At 66.6% G+C, this 23,174-nt stretch carries 17 protein-coding genes and 1 pseudogene; 6 read left to right on the top strand and 12 right to left on the bottom strand.

Annotated features, from left to right (window positions below):
- From PO768_RS13710 to PO768_RS13700, 3 genes are all read right to left on the bottom strand, one after another.
- A partial coding sequence (locus tag PO768_RS13710; protein WP_272646498.1) for a pseudouridine synthase occupies positions 1–1,626 on the bottom strand: 1,626 nt, incomplete at its 3' end.
- Positions 1,623–2,339, bottom strand: a complete 717-nt coding sequence (scpB, locus tag PO768_RS13705) for an SMC-Scp complex subunit ScpB (protein WP_272646497.1) — start codon at positions 2,337–2,339, stop codon at positions 1,623–1,625. The genes scpB and PO768_RS13710, both read right to left, overlap by 4 nt.
- Before the next feature lie 259 nt (positions 2,340–2,598).
- Positions 2,599–3,615, bottom strand: coding sequence for an RluA family pseudouridine synthase (locus PO768_RS13700; protein ID WP_272646496.1), 1,017 nt, complete (start codon positions 3,613–3,615; stop codon positions 2,599–2,601).
- A gap of 55 nt (positions 3,616–3,670) precedes the next feature.
- Between PO768_RS13700 and PO768_RS13695 the strand changes: the two are divergent.
- Positions 3,671–4,513: pseudogene (locus tag PO768_RS13695) on the top strand (outer membrane protein assembly factor BamD); the annotation flags it as partial.
- 55 nt (positions 4,514–4,568) lie between these two features.
- On the opposite strand, the gene PO768_RS13690 reads toward PO768_RS13695, so the two are convergent.
- Positions 4,569–6,440 (bottom strand): ATP-dependent DNA helicase, encoded by a 1,872-nt coding sequence (locus PO768_RS13690; RefSeq protein ID WP_272646500.1) that lies wholly within the window; start codon positions 6,438–6,440, stop codon positions 4,569–4,571.
- A gap of 174 nt (positions 6,441–6,614) precedes the next feature.
- Positions 6,615–6,818 carry a YdcH family protein gene (locus tag PO768_RS13685; RefSeq protein ID WP_269840570.1) on the bottom strand — a complete coding sequence of 68 codons (204 nt, stop codon included), beginning with the start codon at positions 6,816–6,818 and terminating at the stop codon, positions 6,615–6,617.
- Between the two features lie 89 nt (positions 6,819–6,907).
- Here PO768_RS13685 and PO768_RS13680 point away from each other — a divergent pair, with 89 nt between their 5' ends.
- Positions 6,908–7,675: a PP2C family protein-serine/threonine phosphatase gene (locus PO768_RS13680; protein ID WP_269840571.1), complete on the top strand. Its 768-nt coding sequence runs from the start codon at positions 6,908–6,910 to the stop codon at positions 7,673–7,675.
- 215 nt (positions 7,676–7,890) lie between these two features.
- Here PO768_RS13680 and PO768_RS13675 read toward each other — a convergent pair whose 3' ends face one another.
- The 5 genes from PO768_RS13675 to PO768_RS13655 all read right to left on the bottom strand — a co-directional run bounded on the left by PO768_RS13675 (position 7,891) and on the right by PO768_RS13655 (position 15,314).
- Complete coding sequence (locus PO768_RS13675) at positions 7,891–8,517, bottom strand: hypothetical protein (protein ID WP_272646495.1); 627 nt, start codon at positions 8,515–8,517, stop codon at positions 7,891–7,893.
- A gap of 11 nt (positions 8,518–8,528) precedes the next feature.
- Positions 8,529–9,629 carry a cell division protein ZapE gene (gene zapE, locus PO768_RS13670; RefSeq protein WP_272646494.1) on the bottom strand — a complete coding sequence of 367 codons (1,101 nt, stop codon included), beginning with the start codon at positions 9,627–9,629 and terminating at the stop codon, positions 8,529–8,531.
- 65 nt (positions 9,630–9,694) lie between these two features.
- Positions 9,695–11,116 (bottom strand): dihydrolipoyl dehydrogenase, encoded by a 1,422-nt coding sequence (gene lpdA / locus PO768_RS13665; RefSeq protein ID WP_272646493.1) that lies wholly within the window; start codon positions 11,114–11,116, stop codon positions 9,695–9,697.
- Positions 11,117–11,132: 16 nt separating this feature from the next.
- Positions 11,133–12,383, bottom strand: coding sequence for a 2-oxoglutarate dehydrogenase complex dihydrolipoyllysine-residue succinyltransferase (gene odhB, locus PO768_RS13660; RefSeq protein WP_137941736.1), 1,251 nt, complete (start codon positions 12,381–12,383; stop codon positions 11,133–11,135).
- Positions 12,384–12,461: 78 nt separating this feature from the next.
- Complete coding sequence (locus PO768_RS13655; RefSeq protein ID WP_137941735.1) at positions 12,462–15,314, bottom strand: 2-oxoglutarate dehydrogenase E1 component; 2,853 nt, start codon at positions 15,312–15,314, stop codon at positions 12,462–12,464.
- 381 nt (positions 15,315–15,695) lie between these two features.
- Between PO768_RS13655 and PO768_RS13650 the strand changes: the two genes are divergently transcribed.
- The 4 genes from PO768_RS13650 (at position 15,696) to PO768_RS13635 (ending at position 20,310) form a co-directional block, all read left to right on the top strand.
- Entirely contained in the window at positions 15,696–16,538 is an 843-nt protein-coding gene (locus tag PO768_RS13650; protein ID WP_272646492.1) for an isopenicillin N synthase family dioxygenase, read from the top strand.
- Between the two features lie 66 nt (positions 16,539–16,604).
- Positions 16,605–16,952 carry a hypothetical protein gene (locus tag PO768_RS13645; RefSeq protein WP_137941733.1) on the top strand — a complete coding sequence of 116 codons (348 nt, stop codon included), beginning with the start codon at positions 16,605–16,607 and terminating at the stop codon, positions 16,950–16,952.
- Positions 16,953–17,032: 80 nt separating this feature from the next.
- Positions 17,033–18,613, top strand: coding sequence for an ABC transporter substrate-binding protein (locus PO768_RS13640; protein ID WP_272646491.1), 1,581 nt, complete (start codon positions 17,033–17,035; stop codon positions 18,611–18,613).
- A gap of 101 nt (positions 18,614–18,714) precedes the next feature.
- On the top strand, positions 18,715–20,310 hold the full coding sequence (locus PO768_RS13635) for an ABC transporter substrate-binding protein (protein WP_272646490.1): 1,596 nt from the start codon (positions 18,715–18,717) through the stop codon (positions 20,308–20,310).
- 63 nt (positions 20,311–20,373) lie between these two features.
- On the opposite strand, the gene PO768_RS13630 is transcribed toward PO768_RS13635, so the two are convergent.
- Both PO768_RS13630 and PO768_RS13625 read right to left on the bottom strand, forming a co-directional pair.
- Positions 20,374–21,369, bottom strand: coding sequence for an NAD(P)H-dependent flavin oxidoreductase (locus tag PO768_RS13630; protein WP_272646489.1), 996 nt, complete (start codon positions 21,367–21,369; stop codon positions 20,374–20,376).
- Positions 21,359–23,149: an acyl-CoA dehydrogenase gene (locus PO768_RS13625; protein ID WP_272646488.1), complete on the bottom strand. Its 1,791-nt coding sequence runs from the start codon at positions 23,147–23,149 to the stop codon at positions 21,359–21,361. The genes PO768_RS13630 and PO768_RS13625 overlap by 11 nt, the downstream gene beginning before the upstream one ends.
- Positions 23,150–23,174: the final 25 nt, after the last annotated feature.

Genomic DNA, 23,174 nt, shown 5'->3' with positions numbered 1-23,174 from the left:
ACGCTCGCGCGGCGCCTCCGGACGGCTCGGGCGCGGGCCGACGCCGGCCTGGCGGCCGTCGCTGCGGCGATTGTTCGAGCGCTCGTTGCCACGCTCGCGCTCATTGCGCGGCTGGCCACCGCGCTCGCCACGCGGCGCCTGACCTTCGCGGGGCTCACGCGACTCGCGCTGCGCGTCCCGCGGCTGCTGCGGGCCACCGGCCAGTCGACGGATCACGCGCACATCGTCCTCGCCCAGCTCCACCCAGACGCCGCGCTTGAGGCCGCGCGGCAGCACCACGGTGCCGTAGCGGATGCGGATCAGGCGGCTGACCACCAGGCCGACGGCCTCGAACAGCTTGCGCACCTCGCGGTTGCGGCCTTCGGTGATGACCACGCGGTACCAGCGATTGACGCCCTCGCCGCCGCCGTCCTCGATGCTCTTGAAGCCGGCCTTCTGGCCTTCGATGATCACGCCTTCCAGCAGGCGGCTGCGCTGCTCGTCGCTGAGCGTGCCCAGCACGCGCACCGCGTACTCGCGCTCGACGCCGAAGCGCGGGTGCATCAGCTGATTGGCCAGCTCACCCGAGTTGGTGAACAGCAGCAGACCTTCGGTGTTCAGGTCCAGCCGGCCGACCGACTGCCATTTGCCCTGATAGAGCTTGGGCAGGTGGCGGAACACGGTGGGACGGCCCTCCGGGTCATTGAAGCTGACCACTTCGCCGGTCGGCTTGTGATAGGCCAGGATGCGCGGCGGCGGGGGCGAGATGCGCACCTTGATCGGCTTTCCGGCCACATGGACGCGGTCACCGAAGGAGATGCGCTGGCCGATATGGGCCACCTCGCCGTTCACCTCGATCTTGCCCTCGGCAATCATGTCCTCGATATCGCGGCGCGAGCCGATGCCGGCCTGGGCCAGCACCTTCTGCAGCTTGGGGGCATCGGGCTCGGGCGCCAGCACGCGCTTGGTCTCGACCTCCTGCTCCTCGACCTCGGCCACCGGCTCTTCATCAGCCGTATCAAACTCACCGGCCAGCACCTGGGCGAAGCGCTCGACCGTCTCGGCCTGCAGCTGCTCGGGCGCGACGGCGTCCTGACGCGGGGGACGGGGCTCGCGGGCCTCGCGAGGCTCGGCACCATCGGCAGCCTCATTGCGATCCTTGCGGCCACGACGGCGGTTGCGGTTGCCGCGCGGCTCGCGCTCGCCAGCAGACTCGGCACCCTCGGCACTCTCTGCCGACTCCTGGTGCTCGCCGGCATCGACAACGACCGGCTCGGCGGCAGGCGCCGCCTCCAGCGTCAGCTGCACCGGCGCCGCGTCGACCGACTCGGCCTTGACCGCCGTCTTGCGCGGCGCGCGGCGCTTGGGCGCCACAGCCTCTTCCGCCACGGCCGCCTCGACCGGCGCCGCCGCCTCGATCACCGGTTCGGCCACGGCCTCGTCGACCTTCTTGGCCGCCGTCTTGCGCGGTGCGCGCGGCTTCACAGGCTTGGCCTCGGCCGCAGCCTCAGGCACCGCTGCATCGGCCACGGTCTCGGCCAAGGTCTCGGCCTTGGCGCGCGCCGGCGCACGGCGTCGCTTCGGTGCGGCTTCGGGAGCGTCGCTCGGGGCCTCGGCGGCCTTGGGATCGGTGTCGTTGGAATTCATGCGTCGGCTTGCACCTTCTCGGTGGCTTCAGGGTCGGAGTCCGGCAGAGCCGGAACGGGAGCGCCCGCATGGGAAGCCATGGGCGCGGATTCGGATTCAGATGCGGCGGCAGGCTCGCTGGCGGCCTGCGCCTCTTGGCTGCCGTCTTCCAGCAGCGAACTCTGTGCCTGTAGCAGCTGGCCCAACTCGGGGCCCGGCTCACCACCGGCACTCAACAGGGGCAATTGCTCCAGATTGGACAGCCCGAGGTCATCGAGAAACTGGCGGGTCGTCGCATACAGAGCCGGACGACCCGGCGCCTCGCGATAGCCTATCACCTCGATCCAGCCCCGGTCCTCCAGCTGTTTGACAATTTGTGTGGACACCACGACGCCGCGGATATCCTCGATATCACCACGCGTCACCGGCTGACGGTAGGCAATGATGGCCAGCGTCTCCATCACGGCCCGCGAATAGCGCTGCGGCTTCTCCGGATGCAGGCGGTCCAGATACTCGCGCAGCTCCGGTCGGCTCTGGAAGCGCCAGCCCGAGGCCACCGCCACCAACTCGACGCCCCGCCCGTCCCAGTCGCGCACCAGCTCGTCCAGCAGGCTGCGCAAGGTATCCGGGCCGACACCGTCGGCAAACAAGGTACGCAGCTCACGCAAGGTGAGCGGCTGCTGGGCGCAAATCAGCGCGGTCTCGAGGACGCGCTTTGCATCCTGTGTGTTCATCGACTGCTGTCGGCTGGCTCACCGGTACGGGCGGGCATTGATCAAGTCGCTGTTCTCAGCGGGCTGTTCGGGTCAGGGCAACCGGCTCCGGGGCTGACCTGTTCAGCGGCATGGGAGGCGGGGCATATCGGCCGGGCGGTTTCAAACTAGCCCTCACGGGGATGAGCATGGCCTGCACGGCCTCGATCCAGGCGCCGCTGCGGATTGGTACGACATCCGCCGCGCTCGGCTGAACCAAGTTGCTGCGATTGTAGCGCGCTCAATCCGCCAACGGTGGCAGCTCCGGCATCGGCAGCCCGGCCAAAGCCCAACTATTGGCCAAATCCTGTGGCAGCGGCGCATCAAACACCAGCGGCCGCCCCTGGATCGGATGGGCAAAACTCAGCCGCGCCGCATGCAGGGCCTGGCGCGCCAGGCCGAAAGCCGGCGCGCCGCCATAGAGCGCATCGGACACCAGAGGGTAGCCCTTGCAGGCCAGATGGACGCGGATCTGGTGGGTGCGGCCGCTGTGCAGCACACAGTGCACGGCGCTGTAGCTGCGGTTCTCGATCTCGGTCTGGGCCAGACCATAGACATCGGTGCGCGAGGGCTTGCCGCTGGACAGCACCGCCATCTTGACCCGCGAGGCCGGATCACGCCGCAACGGCGCATCGACCGTCATCTGCTCCGGCACCCGGCCGTGGGTCAGCGCCAGATACTCGCGATGCACCTCGCGGGCCGCGATCATGCGGCTCAGCGCGGTGACCGCCTCCAGGGTCTTGCCGACCACCATCAGGCCCGAGGTGTCCTTGTCCAGGCGGTGGACGATGCCGGCGCGCGGCAAGGTCGCGGCGACCGGGTGATGAGCGAGCAGGCCGTTCATCACCGTGCCCGACCAGTTGCCGGCGGCCGGATGAACGACCATGGCCGGCGGCTTGTCCAGCACCATCAGATGCTCGTCCTCGAAGACGATGTTCAGCACCAGCGGCTCGGCGCGGAAGGCGAGGCTCTCGGCGGTCGGCTGCAACTCGACCTGCACGCGCTGGCCGGCCTGCAGCTTGCGCGAGGCGCTGGTGGCGACCTGGCCGTTGATCTGCACATGAGCGCGCTCGATCAGGCTCTGCAGATGGTTGCGCGAAAACTCCGGTGCCAGCGCCACCAGCCATTTGTCCAGGCGCTGGCCATGGCCGGCCTCATCCACCATGGCCTCGCGCTGTTCCGCCTGTTCGAGTTCTTGTAATTCTTCACTGGCGTCGCTCTCGGACGAGAGCTCCAGGGCAGGCGAGGCCTGAACCATATAATCAATTCTCCAATTTCAGCTGAAGTTCGGTGCCATGGCACCGGCATGGACCATGACAGAAAACTGCGTGCAGCGCCCCCAGGCGCCGGCGAACCCAGCAACCGCCTCGCGGCTCGCCACGTTGGTCGCGGCCGGCGCCCTGGCCTTGCTGGCGGCCTGCTCTTCCACTCCGGCGGATGATCCGAACTCGCAGGCCAATCTGGACAAATTGTACGCAGACGCCAAGGCTGACATCGCCAGCGGCAGCTACGACCGCGGCATCAAGACGCTGGAGCGCATCGAAGGCCGCGCTGCCGGCACGCTGATGGCGCAGCAGGCCGGGCTCGATCTGGCCTGGGCCCAGTACCGCAGCGGCGAGCGCGCCGCCGCCATCGTCACGCTGGACCGCTTCATCAAGAACAACCCGTCGAGCGCGGCGCTGGACTACGCGCTCTACCTGAAGGGCCTGGTCAATTTCAACGAGGACCTGGGCCTGTTCGGCCGCCTGGCCCGCCAGGACATCTCGGAGCGCGACCAGCAGGCCTCGCGCGATGCCTTGCTGGCCTTCAAGCAGGTCGCCGAGCAGTTCCCCGACTCCAAGTACGCCGACGACTCGCGCCTGCGCGTCGACTACATCACCAACACGCTGGCCAGCTACGAGGTTCATGTGGCGCGCTACTACTACACCCGCGGCGCCTATGTCGCGGCGGCCAACCGGGCCCAGCAGGCGGTGACCGAATTCCAGCGCGCACCGTCGGCCGAGGAGGCGCTCTACATCATGATGCAAAGCTACGAGAAGCTGAACCTGAAGCCGCTGCGCGACGACGCCGAGCGCGTGCTGAAGCAGAACTTTCCGGACAGCGCCTATCTGAGCGCCGGCTTTGCCGGGAAGAAGCGCGCCTGGTGGCAGGTCTGGTACGCCGCCGCGCTGAAGACCAAGCCCGCAGCAGCGGGCTTTCTTACGCCCGCCCTTACGCCCGCTCGGCGGCCAGCAGACGCAGCCAGTCCAGCGCCTCGTCCTCGCTGGCCAGCCGCGTCATCGGCGGCAAGGCCTCGCGCAGGCGCCGGCCGTAGTTCATGCCGGCCATGCGCGGATCGCAGACGATCAGCAGGCCATGGTCGGTCTCGCTGCGTATCAGCCGGCCACCGCCCTGCTTCAGCGCGATCGCGGCCTCGGCGATGAAGAACTCGGCAAAGGCATTGCGGCCGGCGGCTTCGAGCCGCTGCACACGGGCCTCGACCAGCGGGTCGCTGGGTGGCGGGAACGGCAGCTTGTCGATCAGCACGCACTGCAGATCGTCGCCGGGCACATCGATGCCCTCCCAGAAGCTGGCCGAGCCGACCAGCACCGCACAGGGGTCGGCCATGAACTGCTGCAGCAGCAAGCGCTTGGGCGCCGCGCCCTGGACCAGCACCTTGATCGCATCGAAGCCGCGCTCGAACTCCTCGCGCAAGGCGTCGCCGATGCTTTGCAAGGCGCGCAAGGTGGTCGTCAGCACAAAGGTGCGGCCACCCAGCGCCCGGGCACAGCGCGCCGCCATTGCCGCCACTTCGAGCGGGTGATCGGGTTCGCTGGGCTTGGGGAAGCCACGCGGGATGTAGAGCCGCGCATGCGCGGGATAGTCGAAGGGGCTGCCGACGCGCAGCACCCGCGCGCTGTCCAGGCCGGCCGGCTCGGTGAACCAGGAGAGCCGCTCATCGTCGCCCAGCGTCGCCGAGGTGAAGATCCAGGCTTTCGGTGGCCCCGCCAGCTGCTCCTGCATCGCATCGCGGATGTCCAGCGGCGACTCGACCAGGCGCGCCTGGTGCGGGCTCAGATCGATCCAGCGCACATCGCCGGCCTCGGGCACCGCCGCGAAATGCCGGGCCTGCTCGGCCAGTTGCTGGGCGCGCTCGTGCAGGCGCACGAAGTCGGGCGAGATCTCGTTGACCGTGGCCAGCATCTCGACCGCCAGATCGGCCATCCTCGCCACCTCGCCCAGCGCCGGGGCGAAGCCGGGCTTGCCGGCGCGCTCCTGCCAGCGCAGCTTCAGGATGCCGCGCACCTCCTTCATCGAGCCGGCGCAGGCCAGGCGCAGCTCGCGCGCGGCCCGCTCCAGCCCGGCGTGCAGGCCCTGCCAGTCCTGCAGGCCGCGCGCCTCGCTCAGGCCCTGGGCCAGCACATCGCGGGCGAAGTCCAGCAACTGGCCCGTGCCCAGCAAGGTGCCGAGAAACTGCACGCCGGCCTCGGGCAGCTGATGGGCCTCGTCGAACACCGCGACATCAACCCCGGGCAGCAGCTCGGCAACGCCGCTGTCGCGCAGCGCCATATCGGCAAAGAACAGATGGTGGTTGACCACCACCACATCGGCCTCCATCGCCTCGCGGCGCGCCTTCACGACATGGCAGGCGCGGAACTCGGGGCAGTCGGAACCCAGACAGTTGTCGCGCGTCGAGCTGACGATGGGGATGATGGGCGAGCGCTCGTCCAGCCCCTCCATCTCGGCCAGATCGCCGCTGACGGTCTGCTGCGCCCATTGCTCGACGCGGGCCAGCAGCATCACCGCGCGCCGGTCCGGCAGCTCGGCGCTGTGGCGCGCATGCTTCATCCGGTGCAGGCACAGATAGCTGCTGCGGCCCTTCAGCAAGGCGATGCGGGTGGGCGTCTGCAAGGCCTCGCACAGGCGCGGCAGATCGCGCAGGAAAAGCTGATCCTGCAAGCTCTTGGTCGCGGTGCTGATCAGGGCGCGGCCGCCCGACAGCAGGGCCGGCACCAGATAGGCAAAGGTCTTGCCGACGCCGGTGCCCGCCTCCACCACCAGGGCCTCGCGCCGTGCCATCGCCTGGGCGACCGCCTGGCTCATCAGCAGCTGGGGCTCACGCGGCGAATAACCGGGATCGGCCCGGGACAACGGGCCGCCACGGTCGAAGGCGGCGGCCACCCATTGCTCCAGCTCGCTCTTCTCGACCTTCTCGCTGATGTCGTCCTGGTCGCGCAGGAACGCCGCTTCTTGTTCGCTCAACAGGCTGTGCCTCGTTCAGGCCGGTTCGGCCGGGTCATTGGCCTGCTCCAGGCGGGAAATCAGATCGCGCAGCGCCAGACGGCGCTTCTTCAGCCGTCGCAGCGCCAGCTCGTCGAGCGGCTGTTGCCGGGCCAGCTGATCGATCAGCACATCCAGATCGGCGTGTTCCATGCGCAATTCGATCAGGCGGCGCGATAAAGAGTGAAGCTGTTCATCCATGAAAGGGTAAGCTGGCACGGATGGCGCGCTGAGTGCACGCTGGACATCGGTTGACGATTATAGTTTTTGCGAAACCCATAGTTTTTGCCATGACGCGTAGCTCCCCCGGATTTCGACTCAGCGCCGCCACCGGCACCCATCGCGGGGACCGCCTCTATCAGCAGGACCAGGTCGAGGTCTTCAGCCATGCGCGCCAGACCGGCTGCCTGCTGGCCGTGCTGGCCGACGGCATGGGCGGCAAGAGCGGCGGGCGCAAGGCTGCCGACCAGGTGGTGCTGACCGCCGGCCAGCTGTTCGAGCGCTATGTGCCCGGCGAGGAACCGCCGGCCGACTTCCTGGCCCAGATGGCGGCCGAAGCCCATCTGATGATCAAGCTGACCGCCATTGCCACCGAGGAGGAGCCGCACAGCACCTTGGCAGCCTTTCTGGTCAGCCCGGACCGGCGCTGCCACTGGGTGCATGCCGGCGATTCGCGGCTCTACCATTTCCGCGGCGCCGAGATGCTCAAGCGCAGCCTGGACCACTCCTTTGTGCAGCGCCTGATCGACGAGGGCCAGATCAGCGAGGCCGAGGCCGCCGTGCATCCGCAGTCGAATCTGCTGACCGGCTGCCTGGGCACGGTGCAGGAACCGACGCCCAGCCTGGACATCACCGAGCAGCTGCAGGTCGGCGACAGCCTGCTGGCCTGCAGCGACGGGCTCTGGCACTACTTCAGCCCGCGCGAGCTGGGCACCGTAGTGCACGGCCTGCCGCCGCGCGAGGCCGCCGAGCTGCTGATCGAGAAGGCGCGCCAGCGCGCCCACGGCGCCGGCGACAACCTGTCGTTGGCCATCGTGCGGGTCGAAGCGCTGGCCTGAGAAGGGCTTAGGGCTTAGGGCTTAGGGCTTGGGGGCCGGCGGCAGCTTGGCGATCTCGTCTGCCGTCGGCTGCGGCAGGCTGGCTGCCGGCTTGCTGGACTGCGCACGCTGCTGCTGACGCTTTTGTGCNGCGCGCCCACGGCGCCGGCGACAACCTGTCGTTGGCCATCGTGCGGGTCGAAGCGCTGGCCTGAGAAGGGCTTAGGGCTTAGGGCTTAGGGCTTGGGGGCCGGCGGCAGCTTGGCGATCTCGTCTGCCGTCGGCTGCGGCAGGCTGGCTGCCGGCTTGCTGGACTGCGCACGCTGCTGCTGACGCTTTTGTGCCGCCGCGCGCCGCGCCTGGGCCTCCCGCTCGCGCTCGGCCGCCTGCTGGCGACGCCGTTCCGCGGCGCGCTCGCCACGCGCGATCTCGGCCTGCACCGCGCGGCCATGGGCCTGCTCATCGACGACGCGATGCGGCTTGGACGCGGCCGCAGCCGGCTTTGGCAGATCGGCCAGCAAGGAGCGCTGCATGCGCTTGCCGTCCTCGTTGGCAAAGGCCTGCTGCTTGGCCTGCACCCGCTCGCGCTGGGCCTGGGCGCGCGCCTGGCGCTGGGCGCTGTCCAGCTCCTGCTCACGCGCCAGCAGCGGCTTGAGCGCCGCCGAACGCTCAAGCCGGGCCTGCTGCTCGCAGGCATTGACATTGAAGCGCGGCGCGCAGGCCTGCAGCGCCTCGGCATGACGGGCCTCGATCAGCCGGCGCTGCTCGGCCAGCGCCTCGCGCTCGCCGGCCGGCGCAGCCGACGCGGCCGACGCGACACTCAGCAGCATCAGGCTCAACAGCAGCAAGGAGGTCTTGGGCATGGGGCGGCGATTCAGGTCAGCGAGGTGTCCACCTCGCGGCGGGCCAGCGAAAGATATTCGGAACTCTGCATCTCTTGCAAGCGCGAGATGGTGCGCGGGAATTCATGGGCCAGCGGCCCCTCGGTATACAGCTGCTCGGGCGGCACGGCCGCCGAGATCAGCAGCTTGACGCGCCGGTCATACAGCACGTCGACCAGCCAGGTGAAGCGCCGCGCCTCGCTGGCCAGGCGCGGCGGCATCGCCGGCACATTGGAGAGTATCAGCGTGTGGAACTGGGTCGCCAGCTCCAGATAGTCGTTCTGCGAGCGTGGGCCGCCACACAGGGTCTGGAAATCGAACCAGCCCACGCCGCCGGCGCGGCGCCGCGCACGCAGCTCGCGATGCTCGATATGCAGCAGCGGGTCTTCATCGCGGGCCTCGGCCAGCGACTCGAAGGCCTGGCTCAGCGAAGCGTCGGCCGCCGCATCCAGCGGTGTGTGATAAAGCTCGACATGGTCCAGGCTGCGGCGCCGGTAGTCGGTGCCGGCATCGACATTGATGACCTCGAGCTTGTCCTTCAGCAGCTCGATGGCCGGCAGGATGCGGTCGCGGTGCAGCCCGTTGGGATAGAGGCCGTCCGGGTGGAAGTTCGAGGTCGTGACGATGGAGACGCGGTGCTTGAACAGCGAGTCCAGCAGCCGGTGCAGAATCATCGCGTCGGTGACGTCCGAGACATGGAACTCGTCGAAGCAGATCAGCCGGAAGCGCTTGGCGATGCGCTTGCCCAGCTCTTCGAGCGGGTCGGCAATGCCTTTGAGGTCCTGCAGCTCGCGGTGCACCTCGCGCATGAACTCATGGAAGTGCAGCCGGGTCTTGCGCGTCAGCGGCACGGCCTGGAAGAAGCAGTCCATCAGAAAGCTCTTGCCCCGGCCCACGCCGCCGTACATATAGACGCCGCGCGGCAGCGGCGGGCGCACCAGCAGCTTGGTCACCGCATTGCTGCGGCGCGACTTGTAGTCGGCCCATTCGTCCTGGCAGCGCTGCAGCGAGGTGATCGCGCGCAGCTGCGCCGCGTCGGCCGTGTAGCCACGCTCGGCAAGGGTCTGCTGATAGAGCTCGGTCACAGAAGTCATCGGGAATCCAGCAAGGCAAAGGGGCGACCGAGGCCGCCCCTTTCACTTTGAAACGCCTGCGGCGATCAGAAGTTGAGGGTGCGCTTGTCGACGGCCAGCGCGGCTTCCTTGGTCGCCTCGCTGAGGCTCGGGTGCGCATGGCAGAGGCGGGCGATGTCCTCGGCCGAAGCCTTGAACTCCATCGCGACCACGGCTTCCGAGATCAGCTCGGAGGCAAAGGGGCCAATGATGTGCACGCCCAGGATCTCGTCGGTCTTGGCATCGGCCAGGAACTTGACGAAGCCATTGGTATCGCCCAGCGCCCGCGCGCGGCCATTGGCCAGGAAGGGGAACTGGCCGGCCTTGTAGGCCACGCCATCCGCCTTCAGCTGCTGCTCGGTGCGGCCGACCCAGGCGATTTCCGGGCTGGTGTAGATGACCCAGGGAATCGTGTTGAAGTTGACATGACCGTGCTGGCCAGCAATGCGCTCGGCCACGGCCACGCCCTCTTCCTCGGCCTTGTGCGCCAGCATCGGGCCGCGCACCACATCGCCGACCGCCCAGACATTGGGCAGGCTGGTCTTGCAGTCATCGTCGACGATGATGGCACCGCGCTCGTCGAGCTTCAGGCCCACGGCTTCGGCATTCAGGCCGATGGTGTTCGGGACCCGGCCGATCGAGATGATCAGCTTGTCCACCTCCAGCGTCTGAGCCTCGCCCTTGGCGTCGGTGTAGGCGACAGCCACACCCTTCTTGCCCGACTTGACTTCGCCGATCTTGACGCCCAGCTCGATCTTCAGGCCCTGCTTCTTGAACAGCTTGGCGGCCTCCTTGGCGACCGACTCGTCGACCGCGCCGAGGAAGGTCGGCAGACCTTCCAGCACGGTGACTTCGGAGCCGAGGCGGCGCCACACCGAACCCATTTCCAGGCCGATCACGCCGGAGCCGATCACGCCCAGCTTCTTGGGCACCGCGCCGATGCGCAGCGCGCCGTCGTTCGACAGGATGTTCTCCTCGTCGAAGGCGGCACCCGGCAGCGCGCGGGCGTTCGAGCCGGTGGCCAGGATCACATGCTTGGCCTGCAGGGTCTCGTCGCCGGCCTTCAGCTCATAGCCGCCGTCCTTGGCTGCGACAAAGGAGCCGCGGCCGTGGAAGAAGCTCACCTTGTTCTTCTTGAACAGGTAGAGGATGCCGTCGTTGTTCTGCTTGACCACCTGGTCCTTGCGACCCAGCATCTTGGCGATGTCGATCTTGACGTTGTCGGCCGAGATGCCGTGGTCGGCAAAGTGGTGGTTGGCGTGGTCGAAGTGCTCGCTGGACTGCAGCAAGGCCTTGGACGGAATGCAGCCGACATTGGTGCAGGTGCCGCCAGGAGCCGGGCCGCCCTTGTCGTTCTTCCACTCGTCCACACAGGCCACGTTGAAGCCCAGCTGGGCCGCGCGGATGGCGGCGATATAGCCGCCGGGGCCGCCGCCGATCACGACGACATCGAATTGCTTAGCGCTCATGGATCTCGTCTCCGGCTTAGATGTCGAACAGCAGGCGGGCCGGATCTTCCAGCGCTTCCTTCATCGTCACCAGGCCCAGCACGGCTTCGCGGCCGTCGATGATGCGGTGGTCGTAGGACATGGCCAGGTAGTTGATCGGGCGCACCACCACTTGGCCGTTCTCGACGACGGCGCGGTCCTTGGTCGCGTGCACGCCCAGGATGGCCGATTGCGGCGGGTTGATGATGGGGGTCGACAGCATCGAGCCGAAGGTACCGCCGTTGGAGATCGAGAAGGTGCCGCCGGTCAGTTCCTCGATCGACAGCTTGCCGTCCTTGGCCTTCTGGCCGAAGGACGCGATGGTCTTCTCGATGTCGGCGAAGCTCAGCTGGTCGGCATTGCGGATGATGGGCACGACCAGGCCGCGCGGCGAGCCGACGGCGATGCCGATGTCGAAGTAGCCGTGGTAGACGATGTCGTTGCCGTCGACCGAGGCGTTCAGCACCGGGTACTTCTTCAGCGCGGCCACGGCGGCCTTGACGAAGAAGCTCATGAAGCCCAGCTTGACGCCGTGTTCCTTCTCGAACTTCTCCTGGAACTTCTTGCGCATCTCCATCACCGGCGCCATGTTCACCTCGTTGAAGGTGGTCAGGATGGCGTTGGTCGATTGCGATTGCAGCAGACGCTCGGCGACGCGGGCGCGCAGGCGTGTCATCGGCACACGCTGCTCGGGGCGGTCACCCAGGTTCGGGGCCACCGGCGCGGCCACGGCCGGCAGCGGCTTGGCGACGGCCGGCGCAGCGGCCACGGCGATGGCCGGGGCGGCAGCAGGCTTGGCCGATGCGGCCAGCGCATCACCCTTGGTGACGCGGCCGTCCTTGCCGGAGCCGGCCACATCGGTGGCGGCCAGGCCCTTCTCGGCCAGGATCTTGGCGGCGGCGGGCATGGCCACATCGCCCTTGTTGCCGCCGGTGGCCGCCGGTGCGGGTGCGGCGGGCGCGGTAGTCACGACGGCCTTGACTTCCAGCGGGCTGACCTGGGCCTGGCCGTCGGTGTCGATGCGGGCGATGACTTCCTCGCTGACGACGCTCTCGCCGTCGTTCTTGACGATTTGCGCCATCACGCCGGCGCTGGGGGCCGGCACTTCCAGCACCACCTTGTCGGTCTCGATCTCGACCAGGATCTCATCGATGGCCACGGCTTCGCCGGGCTTCTTCTTCCAGGAGATCAGCGTGCCTTCGGCGACGGACTCGGACAGCTGGGGAACTTTGACTTCTACGATTGCCATGATGTCTATTGCTTTCTGTTCTTGAAGCGTCGCGCCCCGGCTGAGCACCTGTTGCGGTGGGCCGGGGCGGTCACAAACTTACTTCGTCAGGATGAAGCCCTTGAGCTTGCCGAAGGCCTGATCCAGCAGCGCCTTCTGCTGCTCCTGGTGCAGATGGGCATAACCCACCGCCGGCGAGGCCGAGGCCGGACGACCGGCGTAGCCGAGCTTCTGGCCTTCCACCATGTTCTCGTGGATGTAGTGCTGCACGAAGAACCAGGCACCCTGGTTCTGCGGCTCGTCCTGGCACCAGACGATGTCGGTGACGTTCGGGTACTTCTTGACCTCGGCCGAGAAGGCCTTGTGCGGGAAGGGATAGAGCTGCTCGACGCGGATGATGGCCACGTCCTTCTTGTCGCCGCGCGCCTTGACCAGGTCGTAATAGACCTTGCCCGAGCAGGCGATGATGCGCTTGACCTTGGCGGCGTCGATCTCGGCGTTCTGCTCGCTGATCACGGTCTTGAACTCACCCTTGGTGAATTCGCTGATCGGTGAGGTGGCGTCCTTGTTACGCAGCAGCGACTTGGGCGTCATGATGATCAGCGGCTTGCGGAACATGCGCAGCTGCTGACGACGCAGCAGGTGGAAGATCTGCGAGGCCGAGGTCGGCTGCACCACCTGCATATTGTTGTCGGCGGCCAGCTGCATGAAGCGCTCCAGGCGCGCCGAGCTGTGCTCGGGGCCCTGGCCTTCGTAGCCGTGCGGCAGCATCAGGGTCAGGCCGTTGGAGCGGCCCCACTTGACTTCGCCGGAGGCAATGAACTGGTCGATCACGACCTGGGCGCCGTTGACGAAGTCGCCGAACTGGGCTTCCCAGATCGTCAGGGTCACCGGGTCGGCGCTGGCATAGCCGTACTCGAAGCCCAGCACCGCCTCTTCGGACAGGATGGAGTCGATCACGACGAAGGGGGCCTGGCCCTCGGCGACGTTCTGCAGCGGGATGTAAGTGCCTTCGTCGAACTTCTCGCGGTTCTGGTCGTGCAGCACCGCGTGGCGGTGCACAAAGGTGCCGCGGCCGCAGTCCTCACCGGACAGGCGCACCGGATAGCCGGAGGCCACCAGCGAGGCATAGGCCATGTGCTCGCCCATGCCCCAGTCGATATTGATCTCGCCACGGCCCATGGCCGCACGGTCGGCGATCACCTTCTCGACCAGCGGATGCACCTTGAAGTTCGCGGGAATGGTCGTGATCTTCTCGGCCAAGCGCTTGAACTCGGCCACCGGCAGCGCGGTGTCGCAGCTGTCGGTCCACTTCTTGCCCAGGTACGGCGACCAGTCGGTCGCGTACTTGCTCTTGAAGTTGGTCAGCACCGGGTCCACCGTGTGGCGGCCCTCGTCCATCGCGGCGCGGAAGGCCTTGAACATCGCGTCCGGGCCATCGGCGCCCAGCACGCCCTGGGCCACCAGACGGTCGCCGTAGAGCTTGCGGGTGCCGGGGTGGGCAGCGATCTTCTTGTACATCAGCGGCTGGGTCAGTGCCGGCGTGTCCTGCTCGTTGTGGCCGAGCTTGCGGAAGCAGACGATGTCGACGACCACGTCCTTCTTGAACTGCTGGCGATACTCCAGCGCCCATTGCGTGCACAGAACGACGGCTTCCGGATCGTCGCCGTTGACGTGCAGCACCGGGGCTTCGATCATCTTGACGACGTCGGAGCAGTACAGCGTCGAGCGGCTGTCGCGCGGGTCGCTGGTCGTGAAGCCGATCTGGTTGTTGATGACGATGTGAACCGTGCCGCCGGTGTAGTAGCCGCGGGTCTGGGCCAGCGCCAGCGTCTCCATCACGACACCCTGGCCGGCAAAGGCGGCGTCGCCATGCACCAGCACCGGCAGCACCTGCGCGCCGCTGGCATCGCCACGGCGGTCCATGCGGGCCTTGACCGAGCCTTCGACGACCGGGTTGACGATTTCCAGGTGCGAGGGGTTGAAGGCCAGGCTCAGGTGGACCGGGCCGCCAGGGCTGGTCACATCGCTGGAGAAGCCCTGGTGGTACTTGACGTCACCGGCCGGCAGGTCCTCGGGCGCGGTGTGCTCGAACTCGGCGAACAGGTCCTTGGGCATCTTGCCCAGGGTATTGACCAGCACGTTCAGGCGGCCGCGGTGGGCCATGCCGATGACGATTTCCTGCACGCCCATCTCACCGCCGCGCTGCACCAGCTCGTCCATCGAGGCGATGAAGCTCTCGCCGCCTTCCAGCGAGAAGCGCTTCTGGCCGACGTACTTGGTGTGCAGATAGCGTTCCAGGCCTTCGGCGGCGGTCAGGCGGCCGAGGATGTGCTGCTTCTTCTCGGCCGAGAAGGCGGGCTTGGCGCGCACCGACTCCAGGCGCTCCTGCCACCAGCGCTTCTCGACCTGGTCGGTGATGTGCATGTACTCCGCGCCGATGGAGCTGCAATAGGTCTCACGCAAGGCCTGCACGATCTCGCGCAGGGTCATGGTCTCGGCCTTGGAGAAATAGGTGTTCGTGGCGCTGAACGAGATGTCCATATCGGACTCGCTCAGGTCATAGAACGCCGGCTCCAGCTCGGGAATCTTGGGGCGCTCGGTGCGCTTGAGCGGGTCCAGGTCGGCCCAGCGCGAACCGACATTGCGGTAGGCGGCGATCAGCGACTGCACATGGACCTGCTTGCGGGCCACGGCCAGTTCGGCGCCGGAAGCCTTGTTGCCGAAGGCATTGGCCTTGGCGCGCTGCGCGAAGGATTCGATCACCGGCGCATGGGCCACATCGCGGCCATCGCTGCCATCGGTGGCAGGCACATGCTGCAGGGCGTCGAAATACGCCCGCCAGTTGTCGGGCACGGAACCCGGGTTGTCGAGGTAGGCCTCGTACATCTCCTCGACGTAGGGCGCATTGCCCCCGAACAGGTACGAGTTCGACCTGTATTGCTGCATCATTTCGCTCACCTCTTACCCCGGCTTCCAGGGATTTGGCTGGTAAATAAACCTTCCGCGACACGGCTCGACCGGTTGGCGGATTGCGACCCGCCTTCACTGTTGCCAGAAAAGGGGACGGGAAGGACCTCAAGTCTCAAGGGGCGGACTGTAGCACTCCTGGCTAACCCTAGGAGCCCGGCTGCGCTTTTGCATCGTGAGACTTTCACGCCGGGAGTTTCGGCCATGTGGACCTCGAACTGAAGTCTCTTCTGAGGCAGGCTCATCGCTTCATCTTTGCCGGCAAACGTTTGCGAACGTCGCTGGCTTGGCCTAGACTTCAGCTCGCGCGCCACAGCCCCGCGATTGAATGGCTTGGCGTCGGGACACTATCGAGGAGATCCCATGCAAGTCAAAGTCGTCGACTACCAGGCCGCCGACGCGGCCGAGCAGTTCACCCGCTCGCTGCACGAAACCGGCTTCGGTGTGCTCGTCAACCATCCGATCCAGCAGGCCCTGGTCGAGAAGATCTATGCAGACTGGCTGGGCTTCTTCAACGGCGACGAGAAGCATCAGTACGCCTTCTCGAAGGAGAAGCAGGACGGCTACTTCTCCACCGAGATCTCGGAGACCGCCAAGGGCTTCACCCAGAAGGACATCAAGGAGTACTTCCACATCTACCCCTGGGGCCGCATTCCGGCGCCGCTCAAGGAAGATGCGATGCAGTACTACAGCCAGGCCAACGGCCTCGCGCAGGAACTGCTGTCCTGGGTCGAGCGCTACACGCCGGCCGAGATCGCACGCCACTACCGCGAGCCGCTGTCCCAGATGATCCAGGACAGCCAGCTGACCCTGCTGCGCGTGCTGCGCTATCCGCCGCTGACCGGCAAGGAGCCGGCCGGCTCGCTGCGCGCCGCCCCGCATGGCGACATCAACCTCTTAACCATCCTGCCGGCCGCCAACGAGCCGGGCCTGCAGGTGCAGGGCAAGGACGGCGAATGGTTCGACGTGCCCTGCGACTTCGGCATGCTGATCATCAATATCGGCGACATGCTGCAGGAAGCCTCGCAGGGCTATTACCCGTCGACCCAGCACCGCGTCGTCAACCCGACGGGCGACGGCGCCAAGAAGAGCCGGGTCTCGCTGCCGCTGTTCCTGCATCCACGCGACGAGGTCGTGCTGTCGGACCGCTACACCGCCCACGCCTATCTGGAAGAGCGGCTGCGCGAGCTGGGCGTCAAGAAGTAGGCCGGCCGCGCACCACAGCCGACCCCAGGGTCGGCTTTTTTGCGACGGTCTGCTCTACAGTGGCCCATGCGCCAGCTCATCCACATCCATCCCGAGGCGCCGCCCAAGCCGGCCTTGGGCGCGACATGCAATGGCTGCGGCGTCTGCTGCCTGGCCGAGCCCTGTCCGGTGGGCGTGCTGGCGAGCCGGCGTCGGCACGGCGCCTGCGCAGCCCTGCGCTGGTCGGACGAGGGCGGGCGCTATCTGTGCGGCATGCTGATCGAGCCGCTGACGGCTCTGGGCTGGGCCCGCCCCGGGCCGCGCTGGCTGAACCGCCTGATCGGCGCCTGGGCGCGCCGCATGATCGCCGCCGGCAAGGGTTGTGATGCCGATCTGCTGGTACAGCCGGCACCGGGCGAACAGCGCCCGCACTGAGACCCGGGCAAGCCACTAGAGCAGCGCACAGACCCACGGGCTAGGATCAATCTTCCTAACAGTTGTGGAGTGCGCAGACTATGAATCATCAGCTCAAGCTGGCTTCGATTTCGCTGGCCCTGGGCCTGTTGGCCGCGACCTCGGCCCATGCCGTACCGCTGCGCTGGGCAGCGCAGAACGACATCCTGACGACGGATCCGCACTCGCAAAACCATGCGACCACCAATGCGATCCTGATGCACGCCTATGAAGGTCTGACCCGCTACAACACCAAATACGATGTCGAGCCGGCCCTGGCCACCAAATGGACCTTCATCAGCCCGACCCAGGTGCGCTTCGAGCTGCGCAAGGGTGTCAAGTTCCATGACGGCACGCCCTTCACCGCCGACGACGTGGTGTTCTCCTTCGGCCGCATCAAGCAGCCCCAGGGCACGATGCAGATCTATGTGACCGGCATCAAGGAGGTCAAGAAGATCGACAGCCTCACCGTCGATCTGATCCTGGAAGCGCCCAACCCCATCCTGCTGCGCAACATCATCGACTTCCGCATCATGAGCAAGGCCTGGGCGGAGAAGAACAACACCGTCAACACCCAGGACTACAAGGCCAAGGAAGACAACTACGCCTCGCGCAATGTGATGGGCACCGGCGCCTACAAGATCACCGGCTGGCAGCCCGACCAGAAGATCTCGATGGTGCAGAACCCCGACTGGTGGGACAAGGCCCGCGCCAGCAACATCACCGAGGTCAGCTACCTGCCAATCAAGTCGGACCCGACCCGCGTCGCCGCCCTGCTGTCCGGCGACGTCGACCTGCTGACCGACCTGCCGACGCAGGACGTCGCCAAGCTCAAGTCCGACCCCAAGCTCAAGGTCGTCGAAGGCCCCGAGGTGCGCACCATCTTCCTGGCGCTGGACCAGGGCAGTGACGAACTCAAGGGCTCCAATGTCAAGGGCAAGAACCCCTTCAAGGACAAGCGCGTGCGCGAGGCGCTGAACCTGACCGTGGACCGCGAGGCGATCAAGCGCACCATCATGCGCGGCCTGTCGATCCCGGCCGGCATCATGGTGGCGCCGGGCGTCAACGGCAACACGCCGGACATCGACCAGCCGCTCAAGGTCGATGTCGAGAAGGCCAAGAAACTGATGACCGAGGCCGGCTACCCCGAGGGCTTCGAGATCCAGATGAACTGCCCGAACAACCGCTACGTCAACGACGAAGAGGTCTGCCAGGCGGTCGTCGCGATGTGGGCCAAGATCGGCGTCAAGGGCCGCCTGGTGGCCACGCCTATGGCCCAGCACAGCGTGACCTTCCAGAAGTTCGACACCTCGTTGTACATGCTGGGCTGGGGCGTGGCCACCTATGACGCGCAGTACGCGCTGCAGTCGCTGGTGCGCACCAAGACCACCGGTGCCGACGGCAACTTCAACTACTCCAAGGTCAGCGACGCCAAGATCGACCAGCTGGTCGATGCGATGAAGACCGAGGTCGACATCCCCAAGCGCAACGCGATGATCCGGGAAGCCTTGCTGCGCACCCGCGACGAGTACCTGTTCGTGCCGCTGCACCACCAGGTCCGCCCCTGGGCGATGCGCGCCAATGTGACGACCGAGCACCGCTCGGATGACCGTCCGGAAGCGCGCTTCACCAACATCAAGTAAGCCGGGGCTGCCCGGGGCATAGGCCCCGGGCAAGTCAGTAGAGCTGCTCCGTGGATGCCGGGCTAGGATGCCCGCTTTTCAGTATTCCACGGAGGAAGAAGATGCCGAATCGCAAGTTCAAGCTGGCCGCACTGTGCCTGTCGCTGGGCCTCTCGCTTGGCATGATGGCCGCCAGCGGTGTGCAAGCCGTGCCGCTGCACTGGGCCGCGCAGAACGATGTGCTGACCCTGGATCCGCATTCGCAGAACCATGGCACCACCAGCGCCATCCTGGCCCATGCCTATGAAGGCCTGACCCGCTACAGCAAGACCTACCAGATCGAGCCGGCGCTGGCCACCAAGTGGACCCACATCAGCCCGACCCAGGTGCGCTTCGAGCTGCGCAAGGGTGTCAAGTTCCATGACGGCACACCCTTCACCGCCGACGACGTGGTGTTCTCGCTGGCCCGCATCAAGCAGCCCCAGGGCACCCTGCAGGCCTTCGTGAACGGCATCGCCGAGATCAAGAAGATCGACAGCCACACGGTGGACTTCATCCTGTCGGCCCCCAACCCCATCCTGCTGCGCAACATCGTCGACTTCCGCATGGTCAGCAAGAGCTGGGCGGAGAAGAACAAGTCGGTCAACCTGCCGGACGTGAAGGTCAAGGAAGAGACCTTCGCAACCCGCAACACCAACGGCACCGGCCCCTACAAGATCACCGGCTGGCAGCCCGACCAGAAGATCAGCATGGTGGCCAACAAGGACTGGTGGGATGCCGCCAACGCCAGCAATGTCGATAGCGTGACCTACTCGCCGATCAAGTCCGACGCCACCCGCGTCGCGGCCCTGCTGTCCGGCGAGGTGGACCTGCTGACCGACCTGCCGACCCAGGACGTGCAGAAGCTGCGCAACGACGCCAAGCTGGCGGTGCTGGAAGGCACCGAGATCCGCACCATCTTCATCGCGATGGACCAGGGCAGCGACGAGATCCGCGGCTCCAGCATCAAGGGCAAGAACCCGCTGAAAGACAAGCGCGTGCGCGAGGCCCTGTCGGTGGCGATCGACCGTGAGGCGATCAAGCGCGCCATCATGCGCGGCTTGTCGGTGCCGGCCGGTCTCATGGTCGCCCCGGGCGTCAACGGCAACACACCGGACATCGACACGCCGCTGAAGGTCGATGCCGACAAGGCCAAGAAGCTGCTGGCCGAGGCCGGCTATGCGGACGGCTTCGAGGTGCCGCTGAACTGCCCGAACAACCGCTACGTCAACGACGAGGAGATCTGCCAGGCGGTGGTCTCGATGTGGGCCAGGATAGGCATCAAGGCCAGGCTGCAGACCGAGCCGATGTCGACCTTCAGCCCCAAGATCCAGGGCTTCGAGCACCAGCTCTTCCTGTTCGGCTGGGGCGTGCCGACCTATGACGCGCTCTACACCATCCAGTCCCTGGTGCGCACCAAGACCACCGGTGCCGATGGCAACTGGAACTACTTCCGCATCAGCGATGCCAAGATCGACCAGCTGACCGATGCGATGAAGATCGAGTCCGACGTCACCAAGCGCAACGGCCTGATCCGCGAGGCCCTGCTGCGCATGCGCGACGAGCATCTGTTCATCCCCATCCATCACCAGATGCGCCCCTGGGCGATGAAGAAGGGCGTCTCGACCGTGCACCGCTCGGACGACCGCCCGGAAGCGCGCTTCACCAACATCAAGTAGGCCGCGCAGCGCCTCAACGCGAAGGGCCACCCGAGGGTGGCCCTTTTCAATGCAGGCGCCGTATCAGGCCAGGGCCAGACGCTCGCGGGCCGCCCGGTACTCGCGCGCCAGTCGCTCGACCAGTGCTCGTGCCGGCACGATCTCGCGCACCGCGCCAATGCCCTGGCCGCTGCCCCAGATGTCCTTCCAGGCCTTCTTCGAGTCGCCGCCGAAGTTCATCGCGCTGGGGTCGCTCTCGGGCAGCTTGTCGGGGTCCATGCCGGCGTTGACGATGGAGCCGCGCAGATAGTTGCCGTGCACGCCGGTGAACAAATTGCTGTAGACGATGTCATCGCTGTTGGAGGCGACGATCATCTGCTTGTAAGCCTCGGTGGCGCGCGCCTCCTCGGTCGCGATGAAGGCCGAGCCGATGTAGGCGAAGTCCGCGCCCATCGCCTGGGCGGCCAGCACCGCATCGCCGCTGGCGATCGCGCCCGACAGTGCGATCGGGCCATCGAACCACTCGCGGATTTCCTGGATCAGCGCGAACGGGCTCTTGACGCCCGCATGGCCGCCGGCCCCGGCCGCCACCGCGATCAGGCCGTCGGCGCCCTTCTCGATCGCCTTCTTCGCGAACTTGTTATTGATGATGTCGTGAAGCACCACGCCGCCCCAGGCATGCACCGCGGCATTGACATCCTCGCGCGCGCCCAGCGAGGTGATGATGATGGGCACCTTGTACTTGGCGCACAGCGCCATATCGTGCTCCAAGCGGTCATTGCTCTTGTGCACGATCTGGTTGATCGCAAACGGCGCGGCCGGCTTGTCGGGATGGGCCTTGTTATGGGCCGCCAGCTCGGTGGTGATCTCGTTGAGCCATTCATCCAGCAGCTCGGCCGGACGGGCATTGAGTGCGGGCATAGCGCCGACGACGCCGGCCTTGCACTGCTCGATCACCAGCTTGGGATTGCTGATGATGAACAGCGGCGAGCCGATGATGGGCAGGGGCAGATTTTGCAGGACGGGAGGCAGGGCCACAAAGGTCTCCGTTCGTTGTGTCAGTGGGCGATCAGAAGGCATCCAGCGCCAGCGCGGTGACGCTGTCGGCGCCTTCGACGATGGCGTCGCGCAGGCCCGAGCTGCGGCTCAGGATGTGCTCGGCATAAAAGCGCGCCGTCGCGATCTTGGCGCTCATGAAGGGCACCTCCTCGCCGGCGGCGACCTTGTCCTCGGCCACGATCAGCGCGCGCGCAAGCTGCCAGCCGGCCACCAGATTGCCGGCCAGCATCAGATAGGGCACCGAGCCGGCGTAGGCCGCGTTCGGATTGCCCTTGCCCTGGGCGGCGATGAAGTCCACCACATCGAGATAGGCCTGGCGGGCCGCGCCCAGGCGCTTGGCCACGGCCTTGGATGCCACGCTGCTGCGCTGTTTCAGCAGCCCTTCGGTGGCCTCAATCTGGCCGGCAATGGCACGGGCGAGCTGGCCGCCGTCGCGCGTGGTCTTGCGGCCGACCAGGTCATTGGCCTGGATCGCGGTCGTGCCTTCGTAAATCGTCAGGATCTTGGCGTCGCGGTAGTGCTGGGCCGCGCCGGTCTCCTCGATGAAGCCCATGCCGCCGTGCACCTGCACACCCAGGTCGGTGACCTCCAGGCTCATCTCGGTGCTGTAGCCCTTGACCAGCGGCACCATGAATTCGTAGAAGGCCTGGTTATGCTTGCGGGTGTCGGCGTCGGGATGGTGGTGGGCCGCGTCATAGGCTGCGGCGGCCACGCTGGACATCGCACGGCAGCCCTCGGTCAGTGCGCGCATCGTCATCAGCATGCGGCGCACATCGGGGTGATGGATGATGGCGGCGCTGCCGGCCACCGAGCCGTCGACCGGGCGCGACTGCACGCGGTCGCGCGCGTAGCTCACCGCCTTCTGATAGGCCCGCTCGGCCACCGCGATGCCCTGCACGCCGACGCCGAAGCGGGCGGCGTTCATCATGATGAACATGTACTCGAGGCCGCGATTCTCCTGGCCGACCAGCGTACCGATCGCGCCGCCGTGGTCGCCGAACTGCAGCACCGCCGTCGGGCTGGCCTTGATGCCCATCTTGTGCTCGATCGAGACGCAGTGCGCGTCATTGCGCGCGCCCAGCGAGCCGTCGGCATTGACCAGGAACTTGGGCACGATGAAGAGGCTGATGCCCTTGACGCCCTCGGGCGCTCCGACCACGCGGGCCAGCACCAGATGGACGATGTTCTCGGCCATATCGTGCTCGCCATAGGTGATGAAGATCTTGGTGCCGAAGATCTTGTAGCTGCCATCGGGCTGCGGCTCGGCGCGGGTGCGCACCTGGGCAAGATCTGACCCCGCCTGCGGCTCGGTCAGATTCATCGTACCGGTCCATTTGCCGGCCACCAGATTGGGCAGGTAGATGGCCTTCTGCTCATCGCTGCCGGCCGTCAGCAAGGCCTCGATGGCGCCATCGCTGAGCAGCGGACACAAGGCGAAGCTCACATTGGCGCTGTTGATCATCTCGCCGCAGGCCGCGCCTATGGTCTTGGGCAGACCCTGGCCGCCGAATTCGGTCGGGTGCTGCAAGCCCTGCCAGCCGCCGTCGGCGAACTGGCGGAAAGCCTCCTTGAAACCCGGGGTCGTGAAGACCTGGCCGTCCTTGAAGTAGGAGGGGTTCTTGTCGCCCTCGAAGTTCAGCGGCGCGATCACGTCCTCATTGAGCTTGGCGCATTCCTCCAGCACGGCCTGGGCCGTGTCGATGCCGAAGTCGGCAAAGGCCGGAATCTCGGTCAGCGCCTGCAGGCCGGCAAGCTCCTGCATATTGAACAGCATGTCTTTGACGGGGGCTCGGTAGCTCATGGTGTCTTGTCTCCAGATACAACAA

This window comes from Paucibacter sp. XJ19-41 (assembly GCF_028462495.1).
GTDB lineage: Bacteria > Pseudomonadota > Gammaproteobacteria > Burkholderiales > Burkholderiaceae_C > Roseateles_E.
The sequence above is the reverse complement of the archived record's forward strand: the minus strand, read 5'-3'. Positions and strand labels throughout refer to the sequence as shown.